The organism is Rhizobium sp. BK456, assembly GCF_014194045.1.
Taxonomy (GTDB): Bacteria; Pseudomonadota; Alphaproteobacteria; order Rhizobiales; family Rhizobiaceae; genus Rhizobium; species Rhizobium redzepovicii.
This window is the reverse complement of sequence record NZ_JACIAO010000016.1, coordinates 19,032-45,745: the sequence shown is the minus strand read 5'-3', so window position 1 is coordinate 45,745 and position 26,714 is coordinate 19,032. Positions and strand designations below refer to the sequence as shown.

Genomic DNA, 26,714 nt, shown 5'->3' with positions numbered 1-26,714 from the left:
CGCGGGATCCTGGACGACGTCGAACCTAGGTTGGGGATGGCTGCGACTCAAGTCTTACGCGTGGAACCGGTTGTGGTGGGGAGTGTTTTCGATTGGCGACGCCAGAGGTGCCGTGCCGATTTTGGAGCCATCCTCGGAGACGAAACATGCGCCTGCTCATAGTCGTAGACGAACTGGGAATTGCTCTGGTGATCGAGTATGTCGCGATGGGCGCCGGATTCGAAATCGCAGGTATTGCGGGAAACATGTCTGAGGCTCTGGATCTCGGCGCGGAAGCAGACATCGCCATCATCGACGTCCGGCTGGGGGATGGACTCCGGGGCCGTCGATCGCCCGTGCACTCTTTTCTGAATTCGGACTTGGGGTGGTGTATTTCACCGTGAACCCCGGCCTTATCGAATACCCTAAGGGGCGACCTGTCGTCGCTAAGCCGACGAAGCCCGAAAGAATAGCGGACGCGTTGTCCATGTGCTGGCGCAAACGGACTTTGGTCTGAGATAGACCCTCTCCTTTCGTAGGATGGGTAGGTATGTCAGCCGCCGCCGAAAGACAGAAAGGAAGTGCTAACCAATCCCATTCCGCGTGCTTTAACGATCGCTGTTTTACGGTCTGCGAACATAGAAGGACGTAATGCAGATGAACTGGCAGGCGCGGTCGCAGTGGGTTTTAAAATGGGTTCTCCCGGCAGCCACGTCATTGATCATCGGGTGCGTTCTTTATGGTACCCTCCAATGGGCCGCCGGGCAGACCGATATGGTTGCGGAGGCTCGCCAGCGGGATCTCGTCAAACTGATCGTCTCGAAGATGCAGGCTAGCGTTGCTCATGATCAGGAAAGCGCGACAGTCTGGGACGACGCTGTTCGAAAAACCGACGCGCGGGACCTGGAATGGCTTCGCTCGAACCTCGGCGAATGGATGCAAACCTACTTCGGGCATGACGCGGCCATCGTAATTTCGGCCGACCATGGCCGGATCTACGAGTTCATTGCGCCCTCGGACAACGCTTTGACGCTGGGTGATCTCCGCCTCGCTTATGAGCCGTTGGCGGATGCTTTGCAGAAACGACTTGCTGCTGGCGACGCTGAAGGGGTCACGGATCGGGTTCTCTCGATCGGAGAAAGCGACCTTACATATGTAGGGCGGCGACCGGCGATTGTGAGCGTCAAGCCAATCGTTTCGGACACGGGCGATATCGAGCAACCGCCGGGGCAGCAAAATCTCCATGTCGCTGTAAGGTTCCTCGATCGAAGTTTCGTATCCGAGATCGGAGCGGACTACCAGTTTGCCGAAAATGCAGTTTTCGGCTGACGCTCCTACGGACGCTGAGCACTCATTCGTTCCGTTGAAATCTCGCGCGGGCGCCGCTATCGGCTACTTCACCTGGCGCCCATTTCGTCCTGGTGCGAACGTGATGGAAGCGACCCTGCCGGCGGTCGGTCTGGCCGCCGTTGCCATCTTCGTCGCGGCAAACATGTTCGGGCGTGCGATCTGGAGACGTTCAGCACGTCTTGCCTCGAGTCGTGAGGAACTCCAGCGACTGGCTTCGCGCGATCCGCTGACTGGCCTTTCCAACCGCGCTCATTTCAGCACCGAACTCGCCGCCCGCATTGGGGCGGCCTCCCAGAACCAGTGCCACTGCGTGCTGTTCATCGACCTCGACCGGTTCAAAGCGGTCAACGATACTTTCGGGCACCCGACGGGGGACAAGCTCATCTCACTCGTGGCCCAGCGCATGAATGAGATCATGCCGGCGGCGCTCATCGGCCGCATCGGGGGTGATGAATTCACCGTCCTGCTCGAAGAAGCCGACGGCCAAGTGGTCGACGCGGCTTGCGCACGGATCGTACAGCGTCTGCGAGATCCTTTCGAGATCGATGGCGCTCACATCGTCATTGGTGCCAGTGTCGGCGCTGCGCTTGCTGCCGGCCCCGCGGATCCGTCTGAACTCACCCGTCAGGCCGACATAGCTCTCTATCACGCAAAGGCTGCGGGTCGGAATACCTTTGCGAAATTCGGAGGCCATATGGACGAATTGCTGCGCAGCCGTCGGAAGCTGGAACACGACCTTCGACTGGCGCTCGAGACGAAGTCCCAGATCGAGACCTTTTATCAGCCAGTATATTCGGCAGAGCACAAGAGCCTGTCATCCATGGAAGCGCTTGCCCGTTGGAAGCATCCTGAAGAAGGTTTCATCGCTCCCGACGTCTTCATCCCCATTGCCGAGGAAATCGGCCTGATCCAGGAAGTCGGCGCTATCGTGCTCGAAGATGCTTGCAGTGTCATGGCCGACCTTCCTTCTATCTCGATGGCAATCAACGCGTCGACGCTGGAACTCTGTTCCGACGGTTATCCCCTTCGTGTCTTGTCCAGATTGGCGAAATGGAACATCGATCCAACGAGGCTGGAGATAGAAATCACCGAGTCATTGGCTTTTGGTGGAGAAGCACACAGCGATCGGAACATTGCTATGCTCCGAAATGCGGGTGTGCGAATCGCCATCGACGACTTCGGAACGGGTTACTCGTCCTTCTCGAGAGTGCAGAATGTCATGATCGACAGAATCAAGATCGACAAGTCGTTCATCGATGCAGTGCAAGGAGACAGCAAGCCGCTCATTGAGGCGATGATCAATATGGCCCGAGCGAAAGGTCTTAAGACCACGGCTGAAGGAGTGGAAACGAACGAACAGAGCGACGCTCTAGTGGCCCTTGGGTGCGACAGCCTCCAAGGTTTCCTAATCTCCCGGCCTCTTGCCCGCGCGGCCATCATCGATTTGTTCAACGGAACTGGGAAGCGAACATTGACTGCTTGAAGCGGGAAGGGCAATCTGTCAGTGGACGACCGCAATCACGGGAATTCCGGCTTCCTCCGCCGCGCGAATGAGCGCGGCACGCGCTGTCTTTGCGGGGATATTGCCTTGAATGGCATCCAGGCAGGTTTTTACGGCCGCAAGGTATTCCTTGCCGTCGTCTGTCGGCCAAGCGGCGACGAGGGCTCGGCAACCTCGCCAAGTGATCGGATCAGCCTATGCTTTTCTTGACTGCTCATCACGAGCATCAGAGGGGCGAAATCTTCGCTTTTATGCCAGTTCACCGACCGTTTGCATTGATGAGGCCCTTTACTCTCGGGAAGCGACGCCCGACTGATCTACAACGCTTCACCAGGGAGGTTCTGACTGGAGACAGCAACATCGCTAAAACCTCCCTGGTGTCCTTTCAACAAGGAAAAGGGAATCTATGCCACATGCCGTCGGGGGGAAGAGGGACTTAGGTCGCACTGGCGACGCCGCCACCTGCTTCTCATATTAGGTCTGAGGTAACATGACGGTCCGTGGAGGGACGGAACAGGAGGACGATATGAAGTTCGGTTCCGACAACACCAACCATGAAGGGCGCTGCTCCCAAGGCCATAGTTCGGCCTCGACCATCGCCACGATCAAAGCGGCGCTTTCCGCCGATCAGAATATCGACAGCAGTGCCATCGAGATCAGGATGCTCGGCCCGCTGGTCCTGCTCGAAGGCTACATAACAAACGCCGCAGACCGCGAGAAAGCCATCTCGCTTGCGGGGATGATCGTCGGCCACGACAACGTCCAGGATCGGATGCTGAGCCGCTTCCCCACGCAGTAGCGAGAGGCAATCCAAGAGGCTAGGACCAAGGTCCGGGGGCAACCCCGGTACGAAGCCCCGGTAATGGAACACTTCCTCCACTCGACGGTTTCGCTCTGCAGTGGAACCAACCGCATCCAAGGAGGAAAACACATGATTATGAAAGTTGTAGGTATTGCCGCGGGCGTCCTGTTGGCATCGACAACCGCTTTTGCCCAGCAGTCGACTGTGACAGGCGCCGTTGGTGGCGCTGCAACGGGCGCGATCGTCGGCGGCCCGGTCGGTGCGGCTGTCGGCGGCATTGTTGGCGGCGTGGCAGGGAGCGTCATTGATCCGCCGCCCCAGCAGGTTGTGACCTATGTTCAGCAGGCTCCGGCCCCGACCGAACGCGTCGTGGTGAAGGAGAAGGTCGTCGTCGGCCAGCCCCTGCCGGAGACCGTCGTCGTGACGCCAATTCCCGACGATCCGAAATATGCATATGCGATCGTCAACGATCAGCGTGTGATCGTCGAACCTTCCTCGCGGAAGGTCATCCAGGTCATCCAGTGACCGACGGGCGGCTCCAGCCGCCACTTCCAACCACGAGGGCATGCTCGACCCCAAAGATGCGCGGGAGTGCCGAGCAGCCTTCGACCGATGGCGCGACAATCGTCGATCCCGATGCTCTCACGATCGCCTACATCATCGAGGCCTAACATACGTTTCCCGGCGGCGTCCTATGCGCCGTCGGGCCGCAGGAGCAATCAATGATCTATCACGAAGATAAGCCGTCCCGCCTCGCGTTTCCCATTATCGTCATCCTGTTTGCCATCGTCACTATCGTCGGCAGCCTGGGCCTGTCATAAGGCCATCCAGCATCGACTCGGGTCTGGGTTCCTGTTCGATCGGCCGGCCCCTGATCCCGCGGCGCCCAAAGCCGGACTTCCGATCCCGACTGGGGAGCACCTCCGATGCGAGCAATCCACAGCAGAAAGGCGTCGGATCGCCTTGACCGCATTCCGAACCGATCGAGTTCAGTATTTGAGCTTGGGATACCAATCCGTGCGCGGCCGCTGGGCGTCATGTCCAGAAGGTTCCAGAGCGGGGCGATATCTACCGCCCCCCTTGGATACTGGCCGGGATCTGCCGCTTCGGCCGGCATCTCGCCATTGTAGAAGACCCGAACGCGGTCCCCATCCTTCTGGTAGACCGTGCATCCCGGATACTCTGATCCCTCGACGTCGAACACGCCCAAGTCTCGGGCATAGTCGTCGCCGAAGGCCTGGACCAAGGTCACGCCAGCTGCGTTCGATAGCGAACGCACGTTGCCGCTCCACCGCGCTGCGACCGATAATCTTGAATGCGACCTTCTGTTTGACGTCGGCGCCATTGCCGTTCGCTCCACCGAGGAAGTTCGTGCACATCGGACAGGGCCGTTCCCGTTGCGGGCCGAACATCTAGAAGTACGTCTGCCAGACCGAGCTCCTCACCGTTTTCGTCTTTGGAGCGATAATCCTTTTGTACGAGCGGGCCCGGAGGCAGGCGTCGGCGTTGCTCCGCAAGTCTGGCGAGATGTCGTCGGACCTCGATCTCCTCCACCAGCAGGGCCGTCCTCGCCTCGGCGTAGTCCGCAGTTTCGTTCATGAACCTGCTCACACGTTTCGCGGCTAGTTCCTTCGCAGGTTTCAATTCGCTCATGTCCATGCGCTTGCTCCCTGGACCCATTACGACGGTTTCGTTATCCGACCAGTTTCGGCCACCTTCGGAAGTTGAAGGGCGTGCCAGATGGTGTTCGGCGCCCTCACTTGTAATAGACATAGACGTACGAGGAGATCAGTTCTCGACAAGGGCATAATGTTTTTTGATTTCGGCGTCGGTTGCCTAAAAATTCCGCCGCCCGGCCGACTATCTTGCTCCTCACCGCCGTTCCGATCTAAAAAGATCGACACCATTCGACAGATGTGCTGATTGGAAGCCCGTTCCGTGCGTCGACCGCTTGCGCCATCACCACTCGTCCGTGGACCGCACGGTCACTCGTCCCGTCGTAAAACCGCGGCCGAGAGTCAAAAACTGCATCTCACAGAATGCAAGCCCGCCGACATCACGATGAATCGGCGGGAGCTTTAAGCATGCTAACTATCACTTCGTGAGCATAGGGCTTCGCAACGAACGAGACGCCGCTTGCTAGGTCGAACGCACCAAGTCGAACATGGCCAGAGGTCACGATGACCCGCGTGCCCGGCGAACGCGCTCGCACGCGCGCCATCAGGCCCAGCCCGTCCGTCGAGCCGGGCATGTTGACGTCCGTAAAGACGGCGTCGACCTGAGTCCCCTCCAGGAGGACGAGGGCTTCGTCCGCGTTGCCTGCCTCAAGAACTTCGAACCCGGCGTCCTCGAGAGCGTCCACCACTGCAAATCTTATCAGAGGTTCATCATCGACAACGAGGACCCTTCGGACGGGATCAACCACGGCGTTCAGGCCGATGTGCGGATCAGCTTGGCCCCTTGAGTCCCAGTCGTCGACCGCCTGCGACCAGTGCTCGCGGTCCCGTCCGTTCGGGCATCCTTCGCTCTGCCAGATCTCATGGGCCCGGCGACTTATCCAGTTATACCGTTCCTGATCCATCTTCCATCTCCGTCGGAAAGCAGAACTCTGGCAAGACCCCACGGTTCCAGCGCTAAAGCCGGTATCCACATGGATTCCGGACGAGCGGGCGCGGCGTAGCCTCGCCCTGTACAACCGGCGGAGAGGTCTCTCCTAGTATGACCGACTTCGTGCTAGACAAGCGTCGTCTGCTATGCTCCGCGGCTCTCCCTCTTGATCACACATCGGATAGGACTTGAAGGAGGCCTCAGACATTCAAGACCTTCCGTGAGAAGCAGGACGGCTGCGTCAAGGTGGTCATTCGGCCGAACGGCTAAACTCGACGCGGTACGGCGGAGCGACCCTCCGCCGGGCCTTGAAGACGGCAAAAGCACCTCTAAATCTCCTCGAACCACCAGGAGGCAAGACATGCCAACCAGTCAGCGCGACAAGGTTTCGGCATGCTTTCGGAGGCGGTCCAAGCTTGGTATCGCTTCTACGAACTCGATCCGGACGAGCGTGCAAACCCTCTGTACAGCCGCCCTCGAATTCTATCAGGAGGGTTACAAAACGGCCGAAGAAGTTTCCACCTTGCTCATCGGCACTTATGTCGGCTTCTCGTCGACCAGGGTCAACAGCCTTCGTCAGCTACAGTACCGTTTTCCGCCGGAACCGGAGGTGATCCGGGATCGCGCGTCCGTCGCCGGGTGGCACATAGCCAAAGCGTGATTTTCGGGAAAGCCGCCGACGTTGGTTGATTCATCGCCAGATGTCCCCGCGCCGCAGGTTGTTATCGCAACAAAATAGCCCCGCCGAAACGGGGCAATTTTGTGAAAGAGGGAAAGGACGAGACCGCGCGGGGGCGGGCGATGTAGAGAGGCTTGCGGGCGCAGGACTCTCGCGCGCGGTCCCGATGCCTTTCGGATGATTACGCACCCGCTTCGGAAAAATGCTTGGGATCCTAGGGCGCAGATCGGCACCTTACGGGCGATGAAAGTGTTTCAGGGCCAATACGAGGCGTCCTCGTCGGCACAGTCTTCAGGGCTCAAGCCTTCTGCTGGAGCGATAGCCAGTAAGCCCGCGCAACGGCCGGTGCATAGTCGGAGGGTTCCTTGCCAAACCACAAGCCTTTCTCAGCCGACAGTTCCCAGATCCGTTTTGTGAAAAGGACGGTGAATTCGTCTTCGTCCAGTACTTGCAAAAAAAGAACCTCCGCAGCCGCCTTGTGGAGGATGGTGCAGGGGGTGGCAGGGGCTTTGCACTCTTGCGATCGGCATTAGATAACACTCGGTGAGTGACGTGGTTCCGGTACTCCTTCGCGATAGGCTTCCGCCGTCACCGAGCCGTGCTCCTTCGCCCAGGTTCGGGCATAGCACCGGACGGTTCGTAACCGCCACGGTAGCCGAGGTCGCGCAAAGCTCGACATGCTAAGCCGTTAGCAGTTTAACGACTTCCTCAATCGTCTCTCTCACTGGATAGTAGCTCGGCGAGGCGTCTTTTCCCAGCACGCTGACATAGATATGTGTGCTGCTGGTGAAAGCCCTAACGGCGACTACGTGCTCCGGATTGATGAAGACGATTGGATTGTTGTGGCCCGCGTAGTGGAATGGCACCAGCCTCATTTCATTCCCCCAAGGTTACCTGTCCCGCCGTGATCTAGAAAAGTTCCCGTCGGTTGCAAGATACCTGGAGTTGACTGCGCGTCTCTCACAAGGAAAACCCTAATAGGCCCTTCAATTGCTCCGGCCGTCATGGACGTTCCTGCACTGGCTGGACTGATTTTATGATTTTCGGCGCTGTTTAGGACAGCTGGCCTTACAGATGCTGACGAACCAGGTGCGAAAAACAGTGCCGGCGGTTGATGCCCGGTGGTTTTGTCAGTTAGTGGTAGCCCTTGAAACTATCCGTTGCACCAGTCATTCCGATGCCTCGGGCTCCAGGTGCGCGAAGCCCTCCCGAAGCAGCTTCTTTCCGATCTCTTCACTATTCGTTCGACAGATGTTGACCGACGGCGGGAGCGTATGTGTCTTGTCCACCGCGCCGGTCATTACAAACGCAAGCCATTTCAGCCAGTAGCTCTCGTAGCGGTCCTTGGCGACCAGCGCCAGGTCGTTCCTTCAGGCGCCTAAAAAAGCCCCGCCTTAGTAGGACGGGGCTAGTTACAGGCTGCGGTGGGCCGCACATTAAAGTGTAGCATTGGCTGCCGTAACAAATCTCTGCACGGCCCGACTCCTTACGATCGGCAGAGCCAATGGTTCCCATGGCGAAAGATTTTATCAGCCTTTTGGGCAGGCTATGTAACATCTGCTGGTGGATGAATCGCACGTAAGTCGAATTATCTTGATCCGCCGAGCCTGGTGGCACGATCGCACAACCCGGAACCTTCCTGTGCTCTGCCAGTTTGGGGGCATGCCCTATTTGGTCGAAATCCTTCTTCCTGTTACGCATGGCCGGCGGAGCCGGACGAACCTTGACCTTGTCCGCGACGAACTCACGGCGGAGTTCGGAGGGGTAACCCTGCAGATCAGCTCTCCCGCAGAGGGGCTGTGGGAGGACGGTGGAGACGTCGAGCGCGACCGTATTGTCATGGCCGAAGTGATGACTGACGATATCGACTACTCCTGGTGGTCCTCTTACCGCGGGAAACTGGAGGCTCGCTTCCGCCAGGAGAAGATCGTTATCCGCGCAACCTCGATCGAGCGCCTCTGAATTTCGGAACGATTTGGAATCGCGGTCGTTAGCTCCGCCCGAAGCTATAGGGCGCATCCCGCCTTTTTGCGATGATGCCTTCCAACCCGTGCTCAGAGGCGCTTGCCCGCAGTTGATCGCCGTGGCCCTCGATCTCCTCCGAGAGCCGGCGTTTTGGTCGTTCAGCAAATTGGGCAGAACTGGAAGCGCAATCGACGCCTCGGATCGTCGATGCGCGACGAGTGCAATTCGCTTTAAACACGCTTATCGCCGGTCGTGAACGTGAAAGGTTCCACTTCGTCTTCGTCCGTGGCTGGAACTCGGAGGGGAACCCGCAGGTTTCTGCCAAAGGAGGCTTTAATGGAAGGCGGCTGGATCCACTTGTGCGTCGACATGCAGCGGATGTTCGCGGAGGATACGCCGTGGCACGTCGGCTGGATGAAGAGGGTTTCTCCTGCGGTTGTCGAACTTGCCCCATGCTACCCGGAGAGGACGATTTTCACGCGGTTCGTACCGCCGCCGCATCGGGCGACGGCGCGTGGTATGTGGCGTGCCTACTACGAGAAATGGTGGATGATGACAGGCGAGCATCTTCACGCCGAGCTCGTCGACATACTGCCAGAACTGCGCCGGCTCGTTCCGCCCGCTCGGGTCTTCGACAAACCCACCTATTCGCCCTGGGTAGACGGAAGACTGGACGCTCATCTGCGGATTGATGGCATCCAAACAATCGTCGTGACCGGGGGCGAAACCGATGTCTGCGTCACAGCCGCGATCTTCGGCGCCATCGATCTCGGCTATCGGGTTATCCTCCTCAAGGACGCCGTTTGCAGCGGCGCCGACGAGACACACGACGCATCGCTGAAGCTGCTTGGAGACCGCTTTTCGGTTCAGTTGGAGATTATGGAGACCGTCGCGTTTCTAACCAGCGTTCGATCAGCGGCTTCGTGCCTCTCATGAGGAACCGCTTCAACCGCCGCGTTACCTTGAGCCGGCCCAACAGGAGTTCACCATGTCTAATGTTTTCTCAAAATTCGCGACGTCCATTGCGGGCATGTCGGGCAAGCCCGGCGCTTTCGTGCTCGCCGTGACCCTTGTTCTCGTCTGGGCGATCTCCGGGCCGTTCTTCGGCTACTCCGAAACCTGGCAGCTCGTAATCAACACGTCGACGACTATCATCACGTTCCTGATGGTCTTCGTCCTGCAGAACTCGCAGAATCGAGATGGCAAGGCTTTGCAGGCCAAGCTCGACGAGCTCATTCTGACCTCGCAGGCTCAGAACAAGTTCGTTGGGATCGAAAAGCTCGATGAGGAATCCTTGCGCGAGATGAGCAGGACACTCGCCGAAAAAGCGGAGTGCGTCGAGGACGTCGCGGACGAAAAGACAAAGCGCGGCCAAGCATCGGCCTGACGCTCTCATGGGCCGCGAGCCCTCCCCGGGCGGCACACATGGCTTTGAAAGCCGAACGCTCCCGTGTCTGAGGAAACACCGCTTGCGAACATGAGCTCTCGGCGTCGATCGCGATGGTAGCCTTGGCGCGAGGCGGCCCGAGTTCGGCGGGAGCTGGCGTCCGAGTATCTTTAGATATTCCTACCTGAATCTACATCAGCTTAAAATTATCATCTGACATTGTTGGGACAAAAACGCGGCTTGGTTGCGCCTTGAGTGCTCAGAGCGACGTACAAGATCTAAAAGTCGCTGATCGTTGCTGGCCCGCAAGCTGCTGGTGGCCTGATGACCTCTGGACTAGTTGTCACTCTAATCGTCCGAACTCTCTCTCAGCCGCTCGCTCAGCCACCGCCTCCCAAAGGCATTTGTCATGGAAGCCAGTCGTGTCGGCATGCGGTTGAACCCGTGAGGGCCATCCGGCACGACGGCAAGCCAGGCGCGGCCGTCGACGTTGCACCACTTCGCATGCATCTCGATGCTATCGTCGACGATGGGGTCTAGTTCCCCGGCGATGAACAGAGCGGGTGGGAGGCCCTGCAATACGGCGTGTAACGGTCCGCGCCGTAGATGAACAGGGAGTGATGCCGACAAACGATGAAGGTTCTCTAGAGCCGATGGGCCGTTGATCAGCAGTGCGCTGCCCGGGCTGTCGCGAAGGCTTGTCGTTCCCTCGAGATCGAAGGCACCGCATACAGCATAGAAGCCGTGAACGACCGAGTGCCTGCCGGTGGAGCGCAAGGAGAGCAACGACTCCAACGCCAGATGCGCACCCGACGACTCGCCTGACAAGAAAATGCAGTCGACACTGAAAGTCTCCAGATTATCGATCACCCAGGCCGTCGTGGCAATACACTCTTGCAGCGTTCGGTCGAGATCGTCATCGACGGCATTGGGAAAATCAACCGCAGCAACAAGCATCCCGCACTCACCAGCGATGTCGGCCGCCAGCCGGTCTTCAAGACGCGCGGAACCCATGACCCAGGCACCACCATGGAAATGAAGCAGCATCGCGCGGCGCGGTGCGACCGGGTGTGTCAGTCGAAGGGAACACGAAGTTCCAGGGATCGGTGTTACACAAACCTTGGAACGCCATCGTCGCAGGTCGGGCATTGCACGGTGTAGCCTCAGCGCAGCGTTGACCAGACGAGCGTTCCAGCGACGGCTCGTATGGAACCGAGGAATTGCTGCGAGTACGGAATTCAGCCTTTGAGCAGCCACCAGATCGGCAGGACTGATGCCTATATCGTTCAAAGCGTCTAAGATCATCAGGCTCTCCGCCAGGACACGGTTTCAAAGACGCTGGGCTGTGTGGCGCGGATATCGATTTCTCGTGAGCCTCAAGCTGATTTCGGTATGCCGCACACAGTCAGAGATCTTCGGTCATGACTTCGGCAGCGCACTCAACCTCGCCATCATCTTTCCACCAAGAGTAGTTCAGATGTTTAGTAATGGCATGGCGGTGCGTTCGTTACCGACAAAGTCGGTTCGATCCCGTATGGTATGGCTCGCAAACCCTGAGCAGCCCCGATTGTTCCAGACGTCACCCGATCGCGACGCGCCACGCTCAGATCGCCGAAGCTTGTAAGTTGAGCGAATATCCTTTGACAACAGGGTGTTGCGACCACGCGTATCGCCTCGAGGAACAAACTGCGGTGTCCGACGGTTTTGGGTCCAAAACCAACCGGAGGTTTTCAATGTGGTACCATGGTCGGAAACGAGGGCAACATCGAAAAGCTCGATCTGCTCTACCTGAATCACGAAGCGATCGCCGCATATGTTCCTGCATCGGCCGCCTCGACGACAAAACTCTCCGGCGGCAAGTGGGGAAATCACTCTGAACCCTGCATGCTGGCTTTCGCCAGGAGTTGCCTCGGACCGGCATGCCGGCCCGAAGAACATCGCGACCGTGCCGTGAGGCCTCTGCGGCGGCAAATTCGAGAACCCCGATGAGCGAGACGGAACAGCATGACCTCTTTGGCGCAGTTAAACCGTCTTTGCCGGACGGATTTCGCTATTCGCCGGATGTCGTCCCCGACGATCTGCAGCAGGCCATTCTGGAAAAGATGTCAGAGCTGCCGTTCAAGGCTTTCGATTTCCACGGCTTCGAAGGCAAGCGCAGGACCGTCTCCTAAGCCGGACATACGACTTCGACAAGAAGCGTCTCCGAAAAAGCGAAGATATTCCGCTCATCCTTTTGCCGCTCCGCAAAATCGTAGCTGCCCTTGCAGACATCGATCCCGACCGTTTGGAACAGGCTTTGGTAACCGAATATGGTCCGGGGGCTCCGATCGGCTGGCACAGAGATAAGTTCGTCTTCGGACAAGCAATTGGAGTCTCGCTGCTATCTTCGTGCACTTTCAGGCTAAGGCGGCGGCAGGGCAGCAAGTGGCAGCTCAGCTCGATCACGCTCGAACCGCGATCGGCCTATGTGATGGCGGGCGAAGCCAGAATCCTGTGGCAACACTCCATCCCACCGGTTGACCAATTGCGTATTCGATAACCTTCCGTGAATTAAGCTCAGCAACCTGAAGCTGGTCATGCTGGTGAATGGTCGTCGAGCATGATCTCCAGCCGTGAAGTCCTCGATGGTTAGGTCTATCAGCTCTCCATTGCTTCTACAGGGAGCTTTCGGGTTTAACATGGTAGAAGGACCCTAAGCCGCCGGTGAGCTGCATGGATCGGATATCGCCAGGTAAAGCTGGCGGCACGCAGAGAGGCCTGCGGCAGTCGCACTGGTTTTCGGCGTCCCTATGCAAGCGGAACCTTTCATGCGTTCCGTTGTTCGCGGCATCCCCGGCACGATTCGAGGTGGAGCTTCCTGATGCAGGCGCTGGTCGAAAAACGGAATGACTGAGGCTACGCGGTCTCAACCCGCTTCGAGAAACACACGGTTCTCCAAGTCGCCACCGGAACTATGGGGTGGCGGTTTTGCCGGTTGGACTCGCGCGACGAGACTTGGAAATCTCGATGTCGGCGTCTCGTTATTGACCGCGGAACCGTAACCTCCTTCAGCTGCTTCTCGCCACCGGAGCCGATTTCATGGTGTCGTGGCGCCGCATAATCTTTCGGCGCCGCTCGCAGCACTCTCCTTCATCACGTCTGAATTTCCATCAGAACCCCAAAGAAATACTCAAGGCGCTCCGCATCGATCACCCTCTGGCGCTTGCATCTCATCGCCATCTGACCAGCGTCTTGGCCATGCAAGCAATGGCGAGCACAGATGCGGCAGGACAACTCAGTCGTCCAAGGGTCGCGTGTCTGCCTTCGGAGGCGCAATCGATATCTCGGTTCAGATAATTGGGAACACAAGGGTGATCTCGATGTTCGAGGGCCGTAACGCAACCGATGAAGGAAATGAAGAATGAATATCAAGCTCATCTACGCTTTTTTGCTTGCGGCTGGCGTGGCCACAAGCGCGCTTGCCCAGTCCAGCGCGGGAGCTGGAACCACTATTGAACCGAATGCCGTTGGTCCCGATGGTGGTGCAACTGTACAGACAATGCAGCCGATGGCTTCCGATCCAAGCTCAACCGGCAGCACCACCAGCGGATCAACGGGTTCGACTATGCCAGGTGGTTGCAGCGGCGGTAGTGATCCTGCAAGTTCCACGGCTTCGGGCTCGGTCCAGACCCAGGGCGGATTGAGCGACGCGACTCCTCAGGGTCAGGCGTGCGCTCAGTAACCAGAGAGACCTTTTCAACGAGAAGAACGGGCGGCGGGCAAGATGCAATCCGCCCGCTTCACGCTTGCTTGATGCCTTATGAAAGATGGTGTGGCTATTTGATATGGGGCAGGACCTCCTGCGCCATGAATCGTAGGAAGCCATATTGATCCCTCGACACGTTGTGCACGTAGATTTCCTCAAATCCGCATGATGCCAATTCGTCGAGAATTTCAAGTAGCTCCGATCCAACGGTGACCAATACGATGAGCTCGTCCATATCCGCAGGAATCAAGATTTTGGTAAATTCGTCGAAGTCCTTCGGCCGCTTCAGGTCCGCTAAAACAGTCGGCGGCGCGGCCGCACTGCGCCACTGCTGCCAGGCCGCTAGGCGCGCTTCTTCTTTCGACGCTGCCCAGGATACCTGAAGCTGTAAGACGAGCGGCTTGCCGCGGCCGCCATTATCCTCGAAGCGGCCGACGAGCTCTTGCATGCTCTCCGTAGATTTCCGCACCGTTATCAGGCCGTCGACCCAACCTGCCATCCACCCTGCCGTTTTGGCGGTCAAGGCGGCGCCAAATATTTCCGGCGGCCGCGCGGGCAGGGACCAAAGCTTGGCTTCCTCCACCGCGAACCAGGGATGACGAACAGTGACCGTCTCTCCGCGAAAAAGATCCCGGACAACGTCGGCGCCGGCACGAAGCCGCGCGTCGCGTTCTGCTTTTTCGGGCCAGCCGCTACCCACGACGCTTTCGTTGAGGGCCTCACCGCTACCTACTGCTATCCATCGAAAACGGTTGGGGTACATCTGGGCGAGGGTGCCGGCGAGATGCGCAAGCAGGGCTGGATGGTAGCGCCAGCCTCCGGGTATCGCGAGGCTGCCGAAAGGCAGCGATGTCGTTGCAAGTGCTGCGCCGAGCCAGGCCCAGTTGTTACCTGAGTTTCCCTGTTGCTCGCTCCATGGCGCGATATGGTCGGACGTCATGATCGCACCGAAGCCAGCACGCTCTGCAGCCTGAACGAAGTTTAGCAATTCGCTGGGCGAAAACTGCTCGTGCGAGGCATGATAACCTATCAGCATCCCGTCTCCTCGTGATTAGGGCAAGCTTTGGCGATACAGTACTACGTTGCAGCCTATGACATGCAGTCGTGAACCTCCGAAAAAACCCTTTTGTTCCGCCGTGGCCAGCCTCCTTGCGCCTCGATGCCCTGGCGCGGCGAAGTAAGTCCTTCCATCCGTTGCTCGGTCGCAGGACGTATGGTGGAGACTGCGACCTTCATCGAGATGCGATACTCGTCGCAACGAGCGCGCTCACGAAGGCCAAGCGCTTGCCCTTCATCGAAACGAGGAGACCGCGGCAGTCGCGGTGAACATTGGGGCCGGTTGCATGAGCGATGATGCCGCATTGTCAGTCGAGGATCTACATCGAGAGTCCATTAAGGCGGCGCCGATCGACCGCCCAAGACGGTGAGTGACGCCAGGTCACCTTTACGCCCAGTCTAGACGGGTGGGACATCGGTTGGCCGGAGCGTCTCACGTCGTCCGTGCATCGCCGAGCCCGTAGACTAGCCCTGCTTCACCCGCCGACGCCTATTCATCAAACGAACGTGAGAGCGTGGAACCCGGCAGGCGCTCCTGGGTTTGGCAGGTGCAGATTGGAGTTTAATCCCATGAACACGTCCGGCCCTGCCGCAAACGTTTCTCGTCGCCTGGATCAGAATATTGAGGCGCTGTTGGATCGGCGGAAGGAGGATCTGCGGAACGCATCCCTCCAAGATCGCGTTGCCGCGTCGATCACCCGGTTCGCGGGCTCTATGACCTTCGTCTACATCCACGCCATCGTCTTCGGCTTATGGATACTCCTCAACGTCGGGCTGCTGCCGCTTCTTCCGGTCTTCGATCCATCACTCGTGATCCTTGCCATGGTGGCGTCGGTCGAGGCGATTTTTATCTCGACTTTTGTCATGATCAGCCAGAACCGCATGGCGGAGGCAGACGACAAGAGAGCCGATCTGAACTTGCAGATTTCTCTGCTTGCGGAACACGAGGCTACACAGCTCCTGATCATCGTTTCCGCGATCGCGGAAAAATTAGGCGTCGTGGTTGAACAGAAGCAGGAGATTAACGAGCTTACGCAGGACGTGGCGCCCGAGGACGTGCTCGACACCATCGAACAGAAGGCCCACGCCGACTAAAGGAAGGGGAGTCGCGGGATTGTGGGGAACAATAGCCCATCCCGGTGAATTGACGGAGAACCACATCCCTCATTTCGGAACAACCTGCTCGCGACTAAGGCGTGGCTTCGGCGTCACCACGCCCCCATCCTATTACATCGTTATGGGAGTATTCTGCCGATCAGGCCGTAGCCCAGAGCATCCTGCGCACTCATGTAGCAGTTTTTTCGGGCGCAGTGGAAGAGTTCTTCCGCCGACATCTGACTTCCCCTCGCCAGCTCGGCGAAACCTTGTTTTTCCAGCCGCTGAGCGTTCTCCAGCATCGCAAGCTTTTCTCGCACCATCTGAATGCATGCAGTGATCGGGCCCGAGAGTTCAAGGCTGCCGCTGATTCTTCTTTCGTGTATCAGGAGGAACGCATCCGCCGTCAGGTACCGGTTTTGTGTATTGAACGCCGCGAGGATCGTGACGCCCGCCGAATAGACGTATGATTTTCCGACGCAGTGTGCGGCTCGTCCGGCACGCCGGGAAAACAGCCGGATCTCCAACGCGATCCTGCGCGCAGCATCGGCGTCGCCCCCGACGGTACTCAGTTCCAAGACGAGGTCCTGATCACCTGCGCGTACGGCGGCAATCTGATCCAGAAAACTCGTGACTGCCTTCTCGTCAATAGGCCCGTTAATCGAGGCATTGGGCTCGAAGAGAAGTTGGTCGACATCGCCCTCCCGCGCGTCTTCCGCATCGGTCATCACGCTATCCTTTCAGATGTGTAAACGCCTCCAACCCGGCTACATCCGAAGAGTTCCTGCCGGAGAGCCGACTCCTGAGCGAAATCGTGGTCAGAGAAATAGTCGTGCTCCTTGCACCACTGCGATGGATCGTGTGCACCATCTCCCACTCGTCTGTCACGGACGATGGTTCCGAATGCATCTTTTGCCTCGCGATCGCTAAAGCCTCCAACCGGCCCAGTAGACCACGATGCCGGAATTCGGGTCTCGCTAGGTTCTGCGCACCAGTCGCGCTTGGCAACGCTGAACAAAACCTTGTCGTCGTCTGTCACTACTTCCTGCAGAAACCGGCGTGGCCAGCGCGCGGAAAGCTCTCGTCAGGTGAAGCCAGGGACGGCCCCACCCGTGCTCCGACGCCACCGCCTTCAAAAGGAACGCGCCGGCCGCCGCCCAACGTGTTGGGTGCATCAGCACCAGCGGCGCCGACAGCAGTGCTACCGCCGAAATCGCAAAACTCATCTTTCCTATCCACCTGATCCCGGCTAACCGCCGCACTTCGGGTTCCGACCGCTAGTGTATTGTCTTCGACCGTACCATCGCCTGCAGCAGGGGAACCCCCCAATGGTGACCAGAGTTTGGCACAGAGACATGGAGGTTATCATGGACGGACCGTATTGGGCGATGCTCCTCGGCACGCTGGCGCTCGCATCGTGGATGGCGGCCGGCCTGTTTGCCGTGATCGGAACCCGCCAGGAGATTAGGAGGGGCGGCGCGAGTCGCGGAAGCGAATTGATGTCGCTCGCGCTGGCCGGTGTTGGCGTCATCCTGGCGATCATCATGGCCGCCGGAATGGTGCTTTCGTGAAAATTGCTGACCATGGGCGTGTGGATACCCGCATCGATCAAAATACTTATGATTTGGACGCTTTCGAGCCCGATGCCATGCGGATTGCGATGAGCAGCGTGCGGCTTGTGGTTGGTACCATTGCTCCTGACGATCGACGACGAGACGCGCCAGCGCTTCCATGGACCGCTTCATCTTGGAAAACTGCGAGCAGACGAGCCAGCCCTACGAAAGCGGACAACTCAGTGATAAGAGGGGACGGGCCCGAACAACGATGCGACTATGTCGGTCAGGTCGGAAGCAGCTCCGCTAAGGACAAAGCCGCCAGGCAGCGCTTGCGACCGCTGATCGCGGGCAAAGATGAAAGGAATTTCTCGTGTCTCCAGCCAGGCGTTCATCCAGAGCATGGCCTCGTCGGGGACTGCAATATCGATGACAACGGCATCGAATATCTGCTCCTCCTTCAAGCGCTCCATCGCGTTAGAAACCATGATTGGCCCGACCACTGCTGCGTTAAGCGCAGCAAGCGCTTCTCTCGCGTGGTTGGAGAGGAAGTCAGCCTCGCCGATGATTAGGATCGTCTTGCCGGCGATCTGGCTGAGCAAATTCATGACGGACGTCTAATTTATCCTGTTTGATGGTGCCGATGCTTTAGCGATTCAGGCGGGCGGTCGGCCTACGCAGTGGGTACCATGTTCAAGCACCCCACGGGAGTGCATTTCCCGTCGACGGTTCGCCCTTCCACTGATCGCCGTCTTTCTCTCGTCCGTACGCTTTCCAACCAGTGGTTGATGCCGGAAGAACTTTGATTAGGACCGGCTAATATAAGGGAGGAATGCACGATCCAGCATACGGAAAACACCGAACCGGCGCTCCTGCCGGATGACCAGGCGACGTTGACCGCTGTCTTGGAGAGATGGTGCGTTGCAAATCGTGCGAGATCGCCAGCCCGGTGCCAGAGCACGTTGCCAGGGAGCTGGGCCCGTGGTTCGAATGCGGCATCCCACGACAAGCAAAGCCTCGCCGGTCTTAGGCGGCAGGCACACCTGGATATGGAAAACCTGAAGATCTCGACGGAGGCGCCTTCCGCCAATTCGGGGCGGCTCTCAAGATTAGCCGGTTGGCGCGCGGGGAAGGATAAAAGCGTCAGGATCGGTTCGACGGCACCGCCCGAGCTTCCCAGATATAGACCTGTCGAGAGAGCGATCCGGCATCCTAAAAGCCTGCAAATCACAGCAATGGCGCGTCAACGCTCAGCATCAGTGCCCGCTGGATACGCTCTGCCAGGCCTCACTTTCCCGGCAGATCCTTTTCCGTTGTGGCAGCCGCCGGAAGTCTGTTCTGCGATCCCTCCCTATCGGAACCGCGAAGAGGGGCCGTTGGCGCGCTGGCGATATAGAGGCCAAGTCCCAGTGCGCCGAGGGCCACAAAGACGGCACCAGCGAGCGCCACGACCGACCGTCGACCATCCTGCTTGATCATTCCAAAAGCGAGCGCAGCCCCAAGAAGTGCTGCTCCTCCCCCCACTACAAAAAACCAAAGATAATTCATTGTGGTGCTCCCAGTGTAGCACCGAACTTTGAATGACCGGCAAGGTTCCCAGCGTCAACCTCCTAAATCGGTGATTAACATTCTGACGATGTCGCGCGCCGACGGTATCGCATTTTGGGTTACTTCGGACTGGGCTGAACGGTGGCTTCATTTCATCGTCAAACCCGAGAGTGTAGCGGCGCGACTGCAGATCCACAGAATAATACTAGCGAGTGGAACGTAACAGCCCAGGCGAAGTTCAGTCAGCAGAGGAGAACCCCAATGCTCACCAATGATGGTCCAGGTTTTACGGACGTGGAACTACTTGATAATCTGCCAGCTCTGAGAACTTTCGCCAGACGCTTCCACAATTCGGCGAGCGATATTGATGATCTTGTTCAGGAAACGCTCGCCAAAGCTATCGCCCATTCCGGCGATTTCAGGCGTGGCACCCGGCTGCGCTCGTGGCTGTTCACCATCATGCGTAATACCTTCTGCAGCAAATTTAGAATATCGAAACGAGAACAGGTCGGTGCGATCGAAGATTCCGCCGGTTGGGCTTCGCGGGCGCCGTCGCAAATCTGGGAGGTGCGCGGGCACGAGCTGGAGGTCGCATTGTCTGCCTTGCCGGACAATTACCGAACCGTCGTCGACTTGGTGTTCATTCAAGGAGTGAGTTACGAAGCCGCTGCGGACCGATGCGGCGTTCCAATCGGAACAATCAAGAGCCGGGTCAACCGAGCCCGTCATCATCTGACGAAGGTCCTCGACGGCGAGTGAGCTAGTGGGACCCGGTGATCCTCTGACTGAACAAGCTTGCGCTATCTTTTCCAGTTCGGTTGGCTTCTCGCACAATATGAAGCTTGCGAACTTTGCGGGGATGACGGAACGGTCGAAGGCTGTGGCGAATACAAATGGAGTATCCCGGCGCTCAAGCTCCTCGGCCGGAAATACGAACTCGCCGTCGAGGTGGACATCGAGAATTGCCGCGTCAATCTCCTCATTGTCGACAAGATCCAGGGCTGCGGTCACACCGGCAGCCGGCCCGATAACCGTGCAAGGCTTTCTCAAGCTTCCGCCGCGCTTCGTCTGCCAGGAGAAATTCGTCTTCGACGATCAGTCTGCGCTTTCCTGCGAAGAACTCGATGGCTGAATTTTGCAAAACCTCGCTCCCCTTGACGGCCGGCATGAAAGATATGTCCGCAGCAAAGGGAACATCGTGCGGCTCTTGATCCGATGGAACCAACCAACATGCCGAAGCGGCAAATGTTCCCGGCGCCTTAAAGAGTGGTCGACGTGGGAAGTGCCGACAGGTTGGCTTCGAAAACAACGCAATGACGATAAATGAACCAGAATGGCGATGGCACTCGGCACGCTGTCACCACGTCTAATTTGGAGTGGGTGTTGCTGGTTGATCCTCTGCATCAATAACGGATCCCAGACAAAGAGCTTGGTTCCCCAAGCCGGGTCTGCTGCCACCGATAGTCTGCATTCAGCTTGGCAATGGTGTTTATGAAACGTCAGAACCGTGATGAAAAAACCGGCTGGCGGATCCTATCCCCGCTGATATTTCGACGTCAGCCCGCGGATCCGCGTCAAATGCATTCGCAAGTCCGGCAGGATCTTTGCAGCCGTCCGCTTGAGTTGCCCGTCCGGCCCCTGCTTTGAATAGCTCTCGAACAGGGTCACGGCTTCTTCATGCGCTGTTACTTGAGTGGAAAGATAGGCCTGATCAAGATTGGCGGCGTCGCTTTGCCGAAGGGCGGTCAGCTTCGCAGTATACTCTGCGTCGAGAGCGGCGGGCAGTTCGATGCCGTCCTGTTTCGCGGCATCGTTGATAGCAGGCCCGGCCTTGCCGTGATCCTTGATCATGTCTTGCGCGAATTGTATGGCGTCGTCAGCCTTTCCGCTCGCAATCTCGATCTTCGCGGCCTCCATCTCGAACAAGTTCGACATGGCGGCCTTCGACGCGAAGTCGGTGGCTTGCTGCTTGGACGCGTTCTCTGCCGCCGTGGTGGAAAATGCGGTCAAGCAGAAGAGAAGGGAGGCGAGAGCGGTTTTCATCGAGGTCTCCATAAGAGGAATTGCCGTCTCCAACCTCAGCGCGCGGCAAATGTTCCGGAGGTTTTGCCAAGCCGCACCGGAGCTACCTCGGCGAAAAGTTTTGGAACTTCCGCATCGGGCCGGTTTGGCGCGGTCTACCCTAACGATGACAATTTCGAACCACCGGTCGCAGCGCCAGCAGCCTGAACGGGTGACCGAGAGCGCGACAGACGCGAGACAGGGCCGATATGGCAAACCTGTCCTTGCGGTGCTCGTCAGTGTGCTCGTGCTGGCGATGATGGCCTGGGGCGCCGCCGAGATCTGGGGAGAAAGCATCGACATCGGTCCCACACCCAAGGCATCGATAGCCCCAGATCCAATCAATGCCGAGCCCCACGGCGCCGGAACGTTCGACAACGATCCGGCTGGCGGCGGCAGCCGGCCGCCTGAAGCTACCGATCGTGCTCCTACACCCCACAAGGCAATGGCGGCGGTCCGACACTATCCGGAGATTGAGGCCAAGCTCGACCAGCATATCCGCGAAACCGAGGGGCAAATCGTCCGCCTCGAAGAGGTGCTCGATGGTCTGAACGAAGACCACTCTTCGCTTAAAGACATGGCTCTGTCGGACCGGGTCGATGGCCGCGATGAGCCATACCATGGCCGGCGACGAAATCCTGAAAAACTCGTTCGCCAACTTCGCCTTTGAGAATTTCGAAATGGCAGCTTACAAGTCGCTGCTGACCATCGCCGAACTAGGTGGCTACGGCGCGGCCAGCACTGCCCTGCAAGCAAACCTCGCCGAAGAGACGGCGATGGCACGGTGGCTGGATGAAAACATCGTCTCCGTGACGACCAAGTTTCTTTCTCTGCGCGGAGCTGGCGAGAAAGCCAAGGTCTAAGGGAACAACGATGGTCCCGCGTTGTTCTCCCCTACCAGCGGATCGGTCCCGGCGCCTGGCATGGATATTATCGCTGATCAGCCTCTCATCTTCGCCGGAACGAGACGGCGCTCCGGCAACGGGGCGCCGGTGGATTTACGGACAGGAACCATCAAAACCTCGCGGCGTTTACCCCCGCGCAAGCCCTTGCCACAGGAGGATTAACCATGGCGACCACCACCACCAAGACACTTGATGACCTTTTCCTGGATACGCTCAAGGACATCTATTTCGCGGAAAAGCAGATCCTGAAGGCGCTGCCGAAAATGGCCCGCGCCGCCCAGGCTGAGGAAGGCAAGGCAGGATTCCTGCAGCACCGCGACGAAACTCAGGCGCAGATCGAACGGCTCGACCAGGTATTTGAGCTTTTAGGCAAGCCGGCACGCGGCAAGACCTGTGAAGCAATCCAGGGCATCATCGCCGAGGGTGAAGAGATCATGGAAGAGTTCAAGGGGTCGTTGGCACTTGATGCCGGTCTCATCTCTTCGGCTCAGGCCGTCGAACACTACGAGATCGCCCGGTACGGCACTCTCATCGCTTGGGCAAATCAGCTCGGCCTCAAGGATGCCGTTCCGCTGCTTCAGGCAAACCTCGCCGAAGAAGTAGCGACCGACAAGAAGTTGACCCAGCTTGCACAGGCGTCCGCAAACGCCAAGGGAAAGAGGGCGGCCTAACCGTCTATACGATCATGCAGAAAAGGCCGTCATCGTTGGCGGCCTTTTCCTATAGTCTGCCGACGTGATCAGATCATGATTTCCCCGCCGGTCACCGGGATTATGGCTCCGGTCATGTAACTGCCGAGATCCGAAGCGAGAAGCACGTAGGCGCCGGCAAGCTCCGCAGGCTGTCCGGCCCGCCCGATCAGGGTATTTCCTCCAAACTTCGCAGCTTTTTCGGCCGGCATCGTCGAAGGGATGAGCGGCGTCCAGATGGGGCCGGGCGCGACCGCATTGACGCGAATGCCTCGCTCTCCGAGCATCTCGGCAAGGCCGGCCGTGAAGTTGGAAATAGCGCCTTTTGTCGACGCATATGCTAGCAGCTGGGGGGACGGCTGGCGCGACTGGATGGACGTGGTGTTGATGATGGCGCTGCCGCGCGCCATGTGTGGGATCGCCGCCTTCGCCAGAAAGAACGGTGCATAGATGTTCGTGCGAAAGGTCTCGTCCCACTCTTCGGCATCGATATCAGCGATGTCGGCATAAGTGCGCTGAAAGGCGGCGTTGTTCACCAAAATGTCGATGCCGCCCAAATCATCGACGGTCCGCTGCACGAGCAGCTTGCAGTGATCCTCCGACTTGATGTCGCCGGGGATGACGATAGCTTTGCGGCCTGCCTGCTTGACCCACTTTGCGGTGTCGTTGGCGTCCTCGTCCTCGCTTAAATACGAGATGACTATATCGGCGCCCTCTCGAGCAAAGGCGATCGCCACAGCTTTGCCAATGCCCGAATCCGCACCCGTGATAAGAGCAGTTTTGCCTTCGAGCCTTCCGTTTCCCCTGTAGGATTTCTCACCATGGTCGGGCACAGGCTGCATGACTGCTGTCCGGCCCGGCGGCTCCTGTTGTTGCGCAGGATAGGGCGGCGTCGGGCGGCGCGTATGGTCGGTCATCGTATGTCTCCTTGATGGTCGTCAATGGCAAACAGCCCGGACCGGTAAACGGTTCCTGAAGTAAATTTCTTTCTCGGCAGTCGAGTAGTCCCGCGTCTTAGGTTTGAGGACGCAGAGAACCTAGAAATGTCTGCAAATCCAAAATCTCCATCGAAAATAAAACGCTATCGGGGACCGGCAGGGGGCTCGGCCAAATCGGTGCCGCAATCCTGTTGCGCGAACACAAAACCTTTTCTGGCGCGGGACTTCTTGCAAAGCAAGCCAAGCTCCAAGCTACATGTGCGTGAGCTGCGCGTGGGCCAAGCCCGCCAAGACGCATCCGCTCGAATTCTGTGAGAACGGCGCGAAGGCAACAGCGTGGGAAGTTACAAACAGGAGAGCCGACAGAGCCTTCTTTGCCAAACATACCTTGAAGGGTCTGTAGCAGTGGCGGGATCATGACCTGGAAGAGGAGGCCGTTTGACGCATCCGATGCGATGGGATCCGGCCACAGACAGATGTGTCCCAGTTTTATGGAAGGCTGCGTTTGACGAGATTGGCAGAGAGCTTCGGTCGCCAAAACCGCGGGAGGCCGATTTCTACACCTCCGGGCGAGCTTCGTTCGAGACCAGTTATATGTATCAGCTGTTCGCCCGCATCTACGGCAGCAATAATCTGCCGGATAGTTCAAACATGTGTCATGAAAGCTCGTCAGTGGCGGTGTCGGAAAGCATCGGAGCGTCTGTCGGAACGGCGATACTCTCGGATTTCGAGAACACCGACTGCATTTTCTATATCGGCCAGAACGTTGCGAACTCTTCTCCGCGCCTCCTACACGATGCGGTTGATCGTGACCTGCCACTGAACTTTCATCCGACTGCGATTAGAGCCCAGCGTTTTTGAACCGCCCCAGGATTCTGGACCAGCGGAGGCGAGCGCGTCAGCGCTTGTTTCTGTGAAACCTTGAGTGTCCAGGAAGGCAGCAACCCCGGCAACAAGGGCGCTCAGCAGGACGCCCACAGCCCCCACCGCAAGCACAAGCCCGAACATAACCACTTCTACGCCGTTGAGCGCTTGCGAGAACTTTTCAGACACCTCAGTCTTCGCAAGATTGATTTCCTTGCGCAACAGTCCGGTGACATCAGCCACGAGACCGCCAATCAACTCTGAGAGAGAAACACTGTCAGGAGATTTAGCCATTGTAGCTTCCCGTGGCAGATGACTTCGTGGGGCTCGCCGGAGAGGCCCGGGTCGTTGCTTGCGTTGGCGATCGCTGTCAAAAACCTGCTCGCGGTCAATCCCGCAAGTGCTGCAATCCCAAGGAATGCTAGCGGCTGCTTGCGGCCGAATTCTTCAGCCATCACCGCGATTTCGCCGATGTCTTTATCTTTCATCTGCGTGGCGAAGCTTTGGACGCTTCGCCCGATCTGCTTGGCATAGCGTCCGACCTCCGGTTGGTCGGATGCTTCCAGTTCAGCGCCAACCTTCTCAAGCGCCGTTGCCACGCCGCCAACCTGGCGGGCAGCGAAGTTCGCTTGATCGGAAACCATCTCTTTGACCTTCTCGACAGCTGTATCGGCGCCTTCTTTTATGGTGTCCGTGGCGGCGGTCACGTCGTCAGCCAACTTCTCCTTCAATCCCGCGAGTGACGTGGAAGGTTGCGTTGACGACGTCGCATCCTCAGATTGCAGTGATGTTGCGGATGACGGCCTTGGCCTCCCATCGATCTCTGTGAACTCGTTTGACACTGACGCCTCCCATGACTGAACAAACGGCGTCTGCCGACCCACGAACCTCGCGTGGCCGGCTTTGTTCCCACCTTCGCCTCTCCGGGGCGATTTTCCGCCTCACCTTAGCCGCCCGCGGCATTGCTGGTTTTGTTTCGTGATCGCGCGGATTTGGCATTTGAGGTCGTGGTCGAGATCCTCGTGGGGCCGTTTCGGCTCGGGTTCACGTTCGAGAACGGTTGCGTTCGTCGCCGGCACTCCTGACATGGCAAGATAGGCGCCACTCAGCATCACGACGATACCAATCACATCCATTGCAGTGATCTGTTCGGCGAAGACTGCGGCGCCAAGCGCGACAGCGATCACTGGTGACACGAAGGCATAGCTGCCTGCGCGAGATGCGCCGATGTCCCGCAGCAGGCGCATGAAGGTCGTGTAGCCGATCAGCGAGCCGAAGATCACCAGGAAGAACCAGCCGAGCCAGGCGACTGTGCCCCAATCGCCGGAGAGGGCGGCGACTGCCCCCGGTTCGAAAGCCAGGGCTGCAATCAGCAGCACGATGCCTCCGACCAAGGTCGTCACACCTGAAACGAACAAGGCCGGATAGGTTCGCAGAAGTGGACGGGCCAGAACCGAGCCGTAGCCATAGGTGAAGGCCGCTGATGCAACCGCCAATCCGCCCCATAGGCTCGCGCCTGGAAAGGCTTCAGCAGCGGGCAGATTTCCATTGGCGGCGGCCGGCCAGAACAGGACGACCAGCCCGCAGACCCCCAGAGCGATCGCAAGGATGCGACGGCCATCCAACGTCTCTTCGTTGAGGAGGAGCGCAAACACCAGGAGCGCGATAGGGGTAAGCGACATTTCCAGAACGGCAGCAGTCCCGGAATCGATATATTGCATGCCCCAGAACAGCGGGCCGTAGCAGAGCGTGATCATCAGGATGCTGACGACGGTGAAGCGAAAGCCGTCTTGCACCTTGAAGCTCGTAGTCTCGCCTTTGGCCAGTGTATAGAGAAGAAGCAAAATACCGGCCGCGGTGAAACGGGTGCCGGCAAATAGGAGAGGCGGAACGGCCTCGATGCCCGCCTTCGTTCCGATCCAGGTGCTCCCCCAGATCATGCACAGCATCAGAAAGCGCAGCTGATTTTTGTTGACGTCGGCGAGCATGA

General features: G+C 58.3%; 25 protein-coding genes and 6 pseudogenes. 18 read left to right on the top strand and 13 right to left on the bottom strand.

Going from position 1 to position 26,714, the window contains the following annotated elements:
* Positions 1-146 precede the first annotated feature (146 nt).
* The 3 genes from FHX03_RS31630 to FHX03_RS34740 all read left to right on the top strand — a co-directional run bounded on the left by FHX03_RS31630 (position 147) and on the right by FHX03_RS34740 (position 2,812).
* The gene (locus tag FHX03_RS31630) at positions 147-383 is read left to right on the top strand and encodes a hypothetical protein (protein ID WP_246699322.1); all 237 of its coding nucleotides are present in this window, start codon (positions 147-149) and stop codon (positions 381-383) included.
* Between the two features lie 247 nt (positions 384-630).
* On the top strand, positions 631-1,308 hold the full coding sequence (locus FHX03_RS34745) for a CHASE4 domain-containing protein (RefSeq protein ID WP_246699321.1): 678 nt from the start codon (positions 631-633) through the stop codon (positions 1,306-1,308).
* Between the two features lie 103 nt (positions 1,309-1,411).
* Positions 1,412-2,812, top strand: coding sequence for a putative bifunctional diguanylate cyclase/phosphodiesterase (locus FHX03_RS34740; RefSeq protein ID WP_246699320.1), 1,401 nt, complete (start codon positions 1,412-1,414; stop codon positions 2,810-2,812).
* Between the two features lie 18 nt (positions 2,813-2,830).
* Here FHX03_RS34740 and FHX03_RS31620 read toward each other — a convergent pair.
* Positions 2,831-3,057, bottom strand: a pseudogene (locus FHX03_RS31620) (DUF982 domain-containing protein).
* Between the two features lie 299 nt (positions 3,058-3,356).
* On the opposite strand from FHX03_RS31620, the gene FHX03_RS31615 reads away from it, so the two are divergent.
* Positions 3,357-3,629: a BON domain-containing protein gene (locus FHX03_RS31615; protein ID WP_183780612.1), complete on the top strand. Its 273-nt coding sequence runs from the start codon at positions 3,357-3,359 to the stop codon at positions 3,627-3,629.
* Positions 3,630-3,761: 132 nt separating this feature from the next.
* On the top strand, positions 3,762-4,157 hold the full coding sequence (locus FHX03_RS31610) for a DUF1236 domain-containing protein (protein WP_183780615.1): 396 nt from the start codon (positions 3,762-3,764) through the stop codon (positions 4,155-4,157).
* Between the two features lie 464 nt (positions 4,158-4,621).
* Here the strand turns inward: FHX03_RS31610 and FHX03_RS31605 are convergent.
* Together FHX03_RS31605 and FHX03_RS31600 are read right to left on the bottom strand one after the other, a co-directional pair.
* Positions 4,622-5,291 (bottom strand): annotated as a pseudogene (locus FHX03_RS31605) (DUF899 family protein).
* A 397-nt stretch (positions 5,292-5,688) separates the two neighbouring features.
* Positions 5,689-6,213 carry a response regulator gene (locus FHX03_RS31600; RefSeq protein ID WP_183857117.1) on the bottom strand — a complete coding sequence of 175 codons (525 nt, stop codon included), beginning with the start codon at positions 6,211-6,213 and terminating at the stop codon, positions 5,689-5,691.
* Positions 6,214-6,600: 387 nt separating this feature from the next.
* Here FHX03_RS31600 and FHX03_RS31595 point away from each other — a divergent pair, with 387 nt between their 5' ends.
* Together FHX03_RS31595 and FHX03_RS31590 are read left to right on the top strand one after the other, a co-directional pair.
* Positions 6,601-6,900, top strand: a complete 300-nt coding sequence (locus tag FHX03_RS31595) for a hypothetical protein (RefSeq protein WP_183781035.1) — start codon at positions 6,601-6,603, stop codon at positions 6,898-6,900.
* 1,680 nt (positions 6,901-8,580) lie between these two features.
* Positions 8,581-8,880, top strand: coding sequence for a hypothetical protein (locus FHX03_RS31590; protein WP_183780624.1), 300 nt, complete (start codon positions 8,581-8,583; stop codon positions 8,878-8,880).
* Between the two features lie 34 nt (positions 8,881-8,914).
* On the opposite strand, the pseudogene FHX03_RS34735 reads toward FHX03_RS31590, so the two are convergent.
* Positions 8,915-9,028, bottom strand: a pseudogene (locus FHX03_RS34735) (ATP-dependent DNA ligase); the annotation flags it as partial.
* Between the two features lie 191 nt (positions 9,029-9,219).
* Here FHX03_RS34735 and FHX03_RS31585 point away from each other — a divergent pair.
* Both FHX03_RS31585 and FHX03_RS31580 read left to right on the top strand, forming a co-directional pair.
* Positions 9,220-9,819: a cysteine hydrolase family protein gene (locus tag FHX03_RS31585; RefSeq protein ID WP_183857115.1), complete on the top strand. Its 600-nt coding sequence runs from the start codon at positions 9,220-9,222 to the stop codon at positions 9,817-9,819.
* A gap of 52 nt (positions 9,820-9,871) precedes the next feature.
* On the top strand, positions 9,872-10,270 hold the full coding sequence (locus tag FHX03_RS31580) for a low affinity iron permease family protein (protein ID WP_183857113.1): 399 nt from the start codon (positions 9,872-9,874) through the stop codon (positions 10,268-10,270).
* A 348-nt stretch (positions 10,271-10,618) separates the two neighbouring features.
* On the opposite strand, the gene FHX03_RS31575 is transcribed toward FHX03_RS31580, so the two are convergent.
* Positions 10,619-11,575, bottom strand: coding sequence for an alpha/beta hydrolase (locus FHX03_RS31575; RefSeq protein ID WP_183857111.1), 957 nt, complete (start codon positions 11,573-11,575; stop codon positions 10,619-10,621).
* A gap of 680 nt (positions 11,576-12,255) precedes the next feature.
* Here FHX03_RS31575 and FHX03_RS31570 point away from each other — a divergent pair.
* Both FHX03_RS31570 and FHX03_RS31565 read left to right on the top strand, forming a co-directional pair.
* A pseudogene (locus FHX03_RS31570) lies at positions 12,256-12,838 on the top strand (alpha-ketoglutarate-dependent dioxygenase AlkB).
* Positions 12,839-13,670: 832 nt separating this feature from the next.
* Entirely contained in the window at positions 13,671-13,991 is a 321-nt protein-coding gene (locus FHX03_RS31565; RefSeq protein WP_183780635.1) for a hypothetical protein, read from the top strand.
* Between the two features lie 94 nt (positions 13,992-14,085).
* Here the strand turns inward: FHX03_RS31565 and FHX03_RS31560 are convergent, their stop codons facing one another.
* Positions 14,086-15,051, bottom strand: coding sequence for a TIGR03885 family FMN-dependent LLM class oxidoreductase (locus FHX03_RS31560; protein ID WP_183780638.1), 966 nt, complete (start codon positions 15,049-15,051; stop codon positions 14,086-14,088).
* A gap of 590 nt (positions 15,052-15,641) precedes the next feature.
* Between FHX03_RS31560 and FHX03_RS31555 the strand changes: the two genes are divergently transcribed.
* On the top strand, positions 15,642-16,166 hold the full coding sequence (locus tag FHX03_RS31555) for a DUF1003 domain-containing protein (protein WP_183780641.1): 525 nt from the start codon (positions 15,642-15,644) through the stop codon (positions 16,164-16,166).
* Between the two features lie 140 nt (positions 16,167-16,306).
* Here the strand turns inward: FHX03_RS31555 and FHX03_RS31550 are convergent, their stop codons facing one another.
* Positions 16,307-16,894 carry an ATP-dependent Clp protease proteolytic subunit gene (locus FHX03_RS31550; RefSeq protein ID WP_183857109.1) on the bottom strand — a complete coding sequence of 196 codons (588 nt, stop codon included), beginning with the start codon at positions 16,892-16,894 and terminating at the stop codon, positions 16,307-16,309.
* 639 nt (positions 16,895-17,533) lie between these two features.
* Between FHX03_RS31550 and FHX03_RS31545 the strand changes: the two genes are divergently transcribed.
* Positions 17,534-17,737, top strand: a complete 204-nt coding sequence (locus FHX03_RS31545; RefSeq protein WP_183780647.1) for a hypothetical protein — start codon at positions 17,534-17,536, stop codon at positions 17,735-17,737.
* A 221-nt stretch (positions 17,738-17,958) separates the two neighbouring features.
* Here FHX03_RS31545 and FHX03_RS31540 read toward each other — a convergent pair whose 3' ends face one another.
* On the bottom strand, positions 17,959-18,327 hold the full coding sequence (locus FHX03_RS31540; protein ID WP_183780650.1) for a hypothetical protein: 369 nt from the start codon (positions 18,325-18,327) through the stop codon (positions 17,959-17,961).
* A 1,201-nt stretch (positions 18,328-19,528) separates the two neighbouring features.
* Here FHX03_RS31540 and FHX03_RS31535 point away from each other — a divergent pair.
* Together FHX03_RS31535 and FHX03_RS35020 are read left to right on the top strand one after the other, a co-directional pair.
* Positions 19,529-20,026, top strand: coding sequence for a sigma-70 family RNA polymerase sigma factor (locus FHX03_RS31535; RefSeq protein WP_183780653.1), 498 nt, complete (start codon positions 19,529-19,531; stop codon positions 20,024-20,026).
* A 36-nt stretch (positions 20,027-20,062) separates the two neighbouring features.
* On the top strand, positions 20,063-20,425 hold the full coding sequence (locus tag FHX03_RS35020; RefSeq protein ID WP_183780656.1) for a hypothetical protein: 363 nt from the start codon (positions 20,063-20,065) through the stop codon (positions 20,423-20,425).
* 375 nt (positions 20,426-20,800) lie between these two features.
* On the opposite strand, the gene FHX03_RS31525 is transcribed toward FHX03_RS35020, so the two are convergent.
* Positions 20,801-21,310 carry a DUF4142 domain-containing protein gene (locus FHX03_RS31525; protein WP_183857107.1) on the bottom strand — a complete coding sequence of 170 codons (510 nt, stop codon included), beginning with the start codon at positions 21,308-21,310 and terminating at the stop codon, positions 20,801-20,803.
* Between the two features lie 463 nt (positions 21,311-21,773).
* Between FHX03_RS31525 and FHX03_RS31515 the strand changes: the two are divergent.
* Positions 21,774-22,191: pseudogene (locus tag FHX03_RS31515) on the top strand (DUF892 family protein).
* A gap of 206 nt (positions 22,192-22,397) precedes the next feature.
* Positions 22,398-22,904 (top strand): ferritin-like domain-containing protein, encoded by a 507-nt coding sequence (locus FHX03_RS31510; protein WP_183780661.1) that lies wholly within the window; start codon positions 22,398-22,400, stop codon positions 22,902-22,904.
* A 68-nt stretch (positions 22,905-22,972) separates the two neighbouring features.
* On the opposite strand, the gene FHX03_RS31505 is transcribed toward FHX03_RS31510, so the two are convergent.
* Positions 22,973-23,839 carry an SDR family oxidoreductase gene (locus FHX03_RS31505; RefSeq protein ID WP_183857105.1) on the bottom strand — a complete coding sequence of 289 codons (867 nt, stop codon included), beginning with the start codon at positions 23,837-23,839 and terminating at the stop codon, positions 22,973-22,975.
* Positions 23,840-23,965: 126 nt separating this feature from the next.
* Here FHX03_RS31505 and FHX03_RS31500 point away from each other — a divergent pair.
* Positions 23,966-24,667 (top strand): annotated as a pseudogene (locus tag FHX03_RS31500) (molybdopterin-dependent oxidoreductase); the annotation flags it as partial.
* Here FHX03_RS31500 and FHX03_RS31495 read toward each other — a convergent pair.
* From FHX03_RS31495 to FHX03_RS31485, 3 genes are all read right to left on the bottom strand, one after another.
* Positions 24,650-25,018 carry a phage holin family protein gene (locus FHX03_RS31495; protein ID WP_246699319.1) on the bottom strand — a complete coding sequence of 123 codons (369 nt, stop codon included), beginning with the start codon at positions 25,016-25,018 and terminating at the stop codon, positions 24,650-24,652. The pseudogene FHX03_RS31500 and the gene FHX03_RS31495 overlap by 18 nt on opposite strands.
* On the bottom strand, positions 24,979-25,566 hold the full coding sequence (locus FHX03_RS31490) for a nutrient deprivation-induced protein (protein ID WP_409565198.1): 588 nt from the start codon (positions 25,564-25,566) through the stop codon (positions 24,979-24,981). Before FHX03_RS31490 ends, FHX03_RS31495 begins: the two co-directional genes overlap by 40 nt.
* A gap of 99 nt (positions 25,567-25,665) precedes the next feature.
* Positions 25,666-26,712 carry a DMT family transporter gene (locus FHX03_RS31485; RefSeq protein WP_131711678.1) on the bottom strand — a complete coding sequence of 349 codons (1,047 nt, stop codon included), beginning with the start codon at positions 26,710-26,712 and terminating at the stop codon, positions 25,666-25,668.
* Positions 26,713-26,714: the final 2 nt, after the last annotated feature.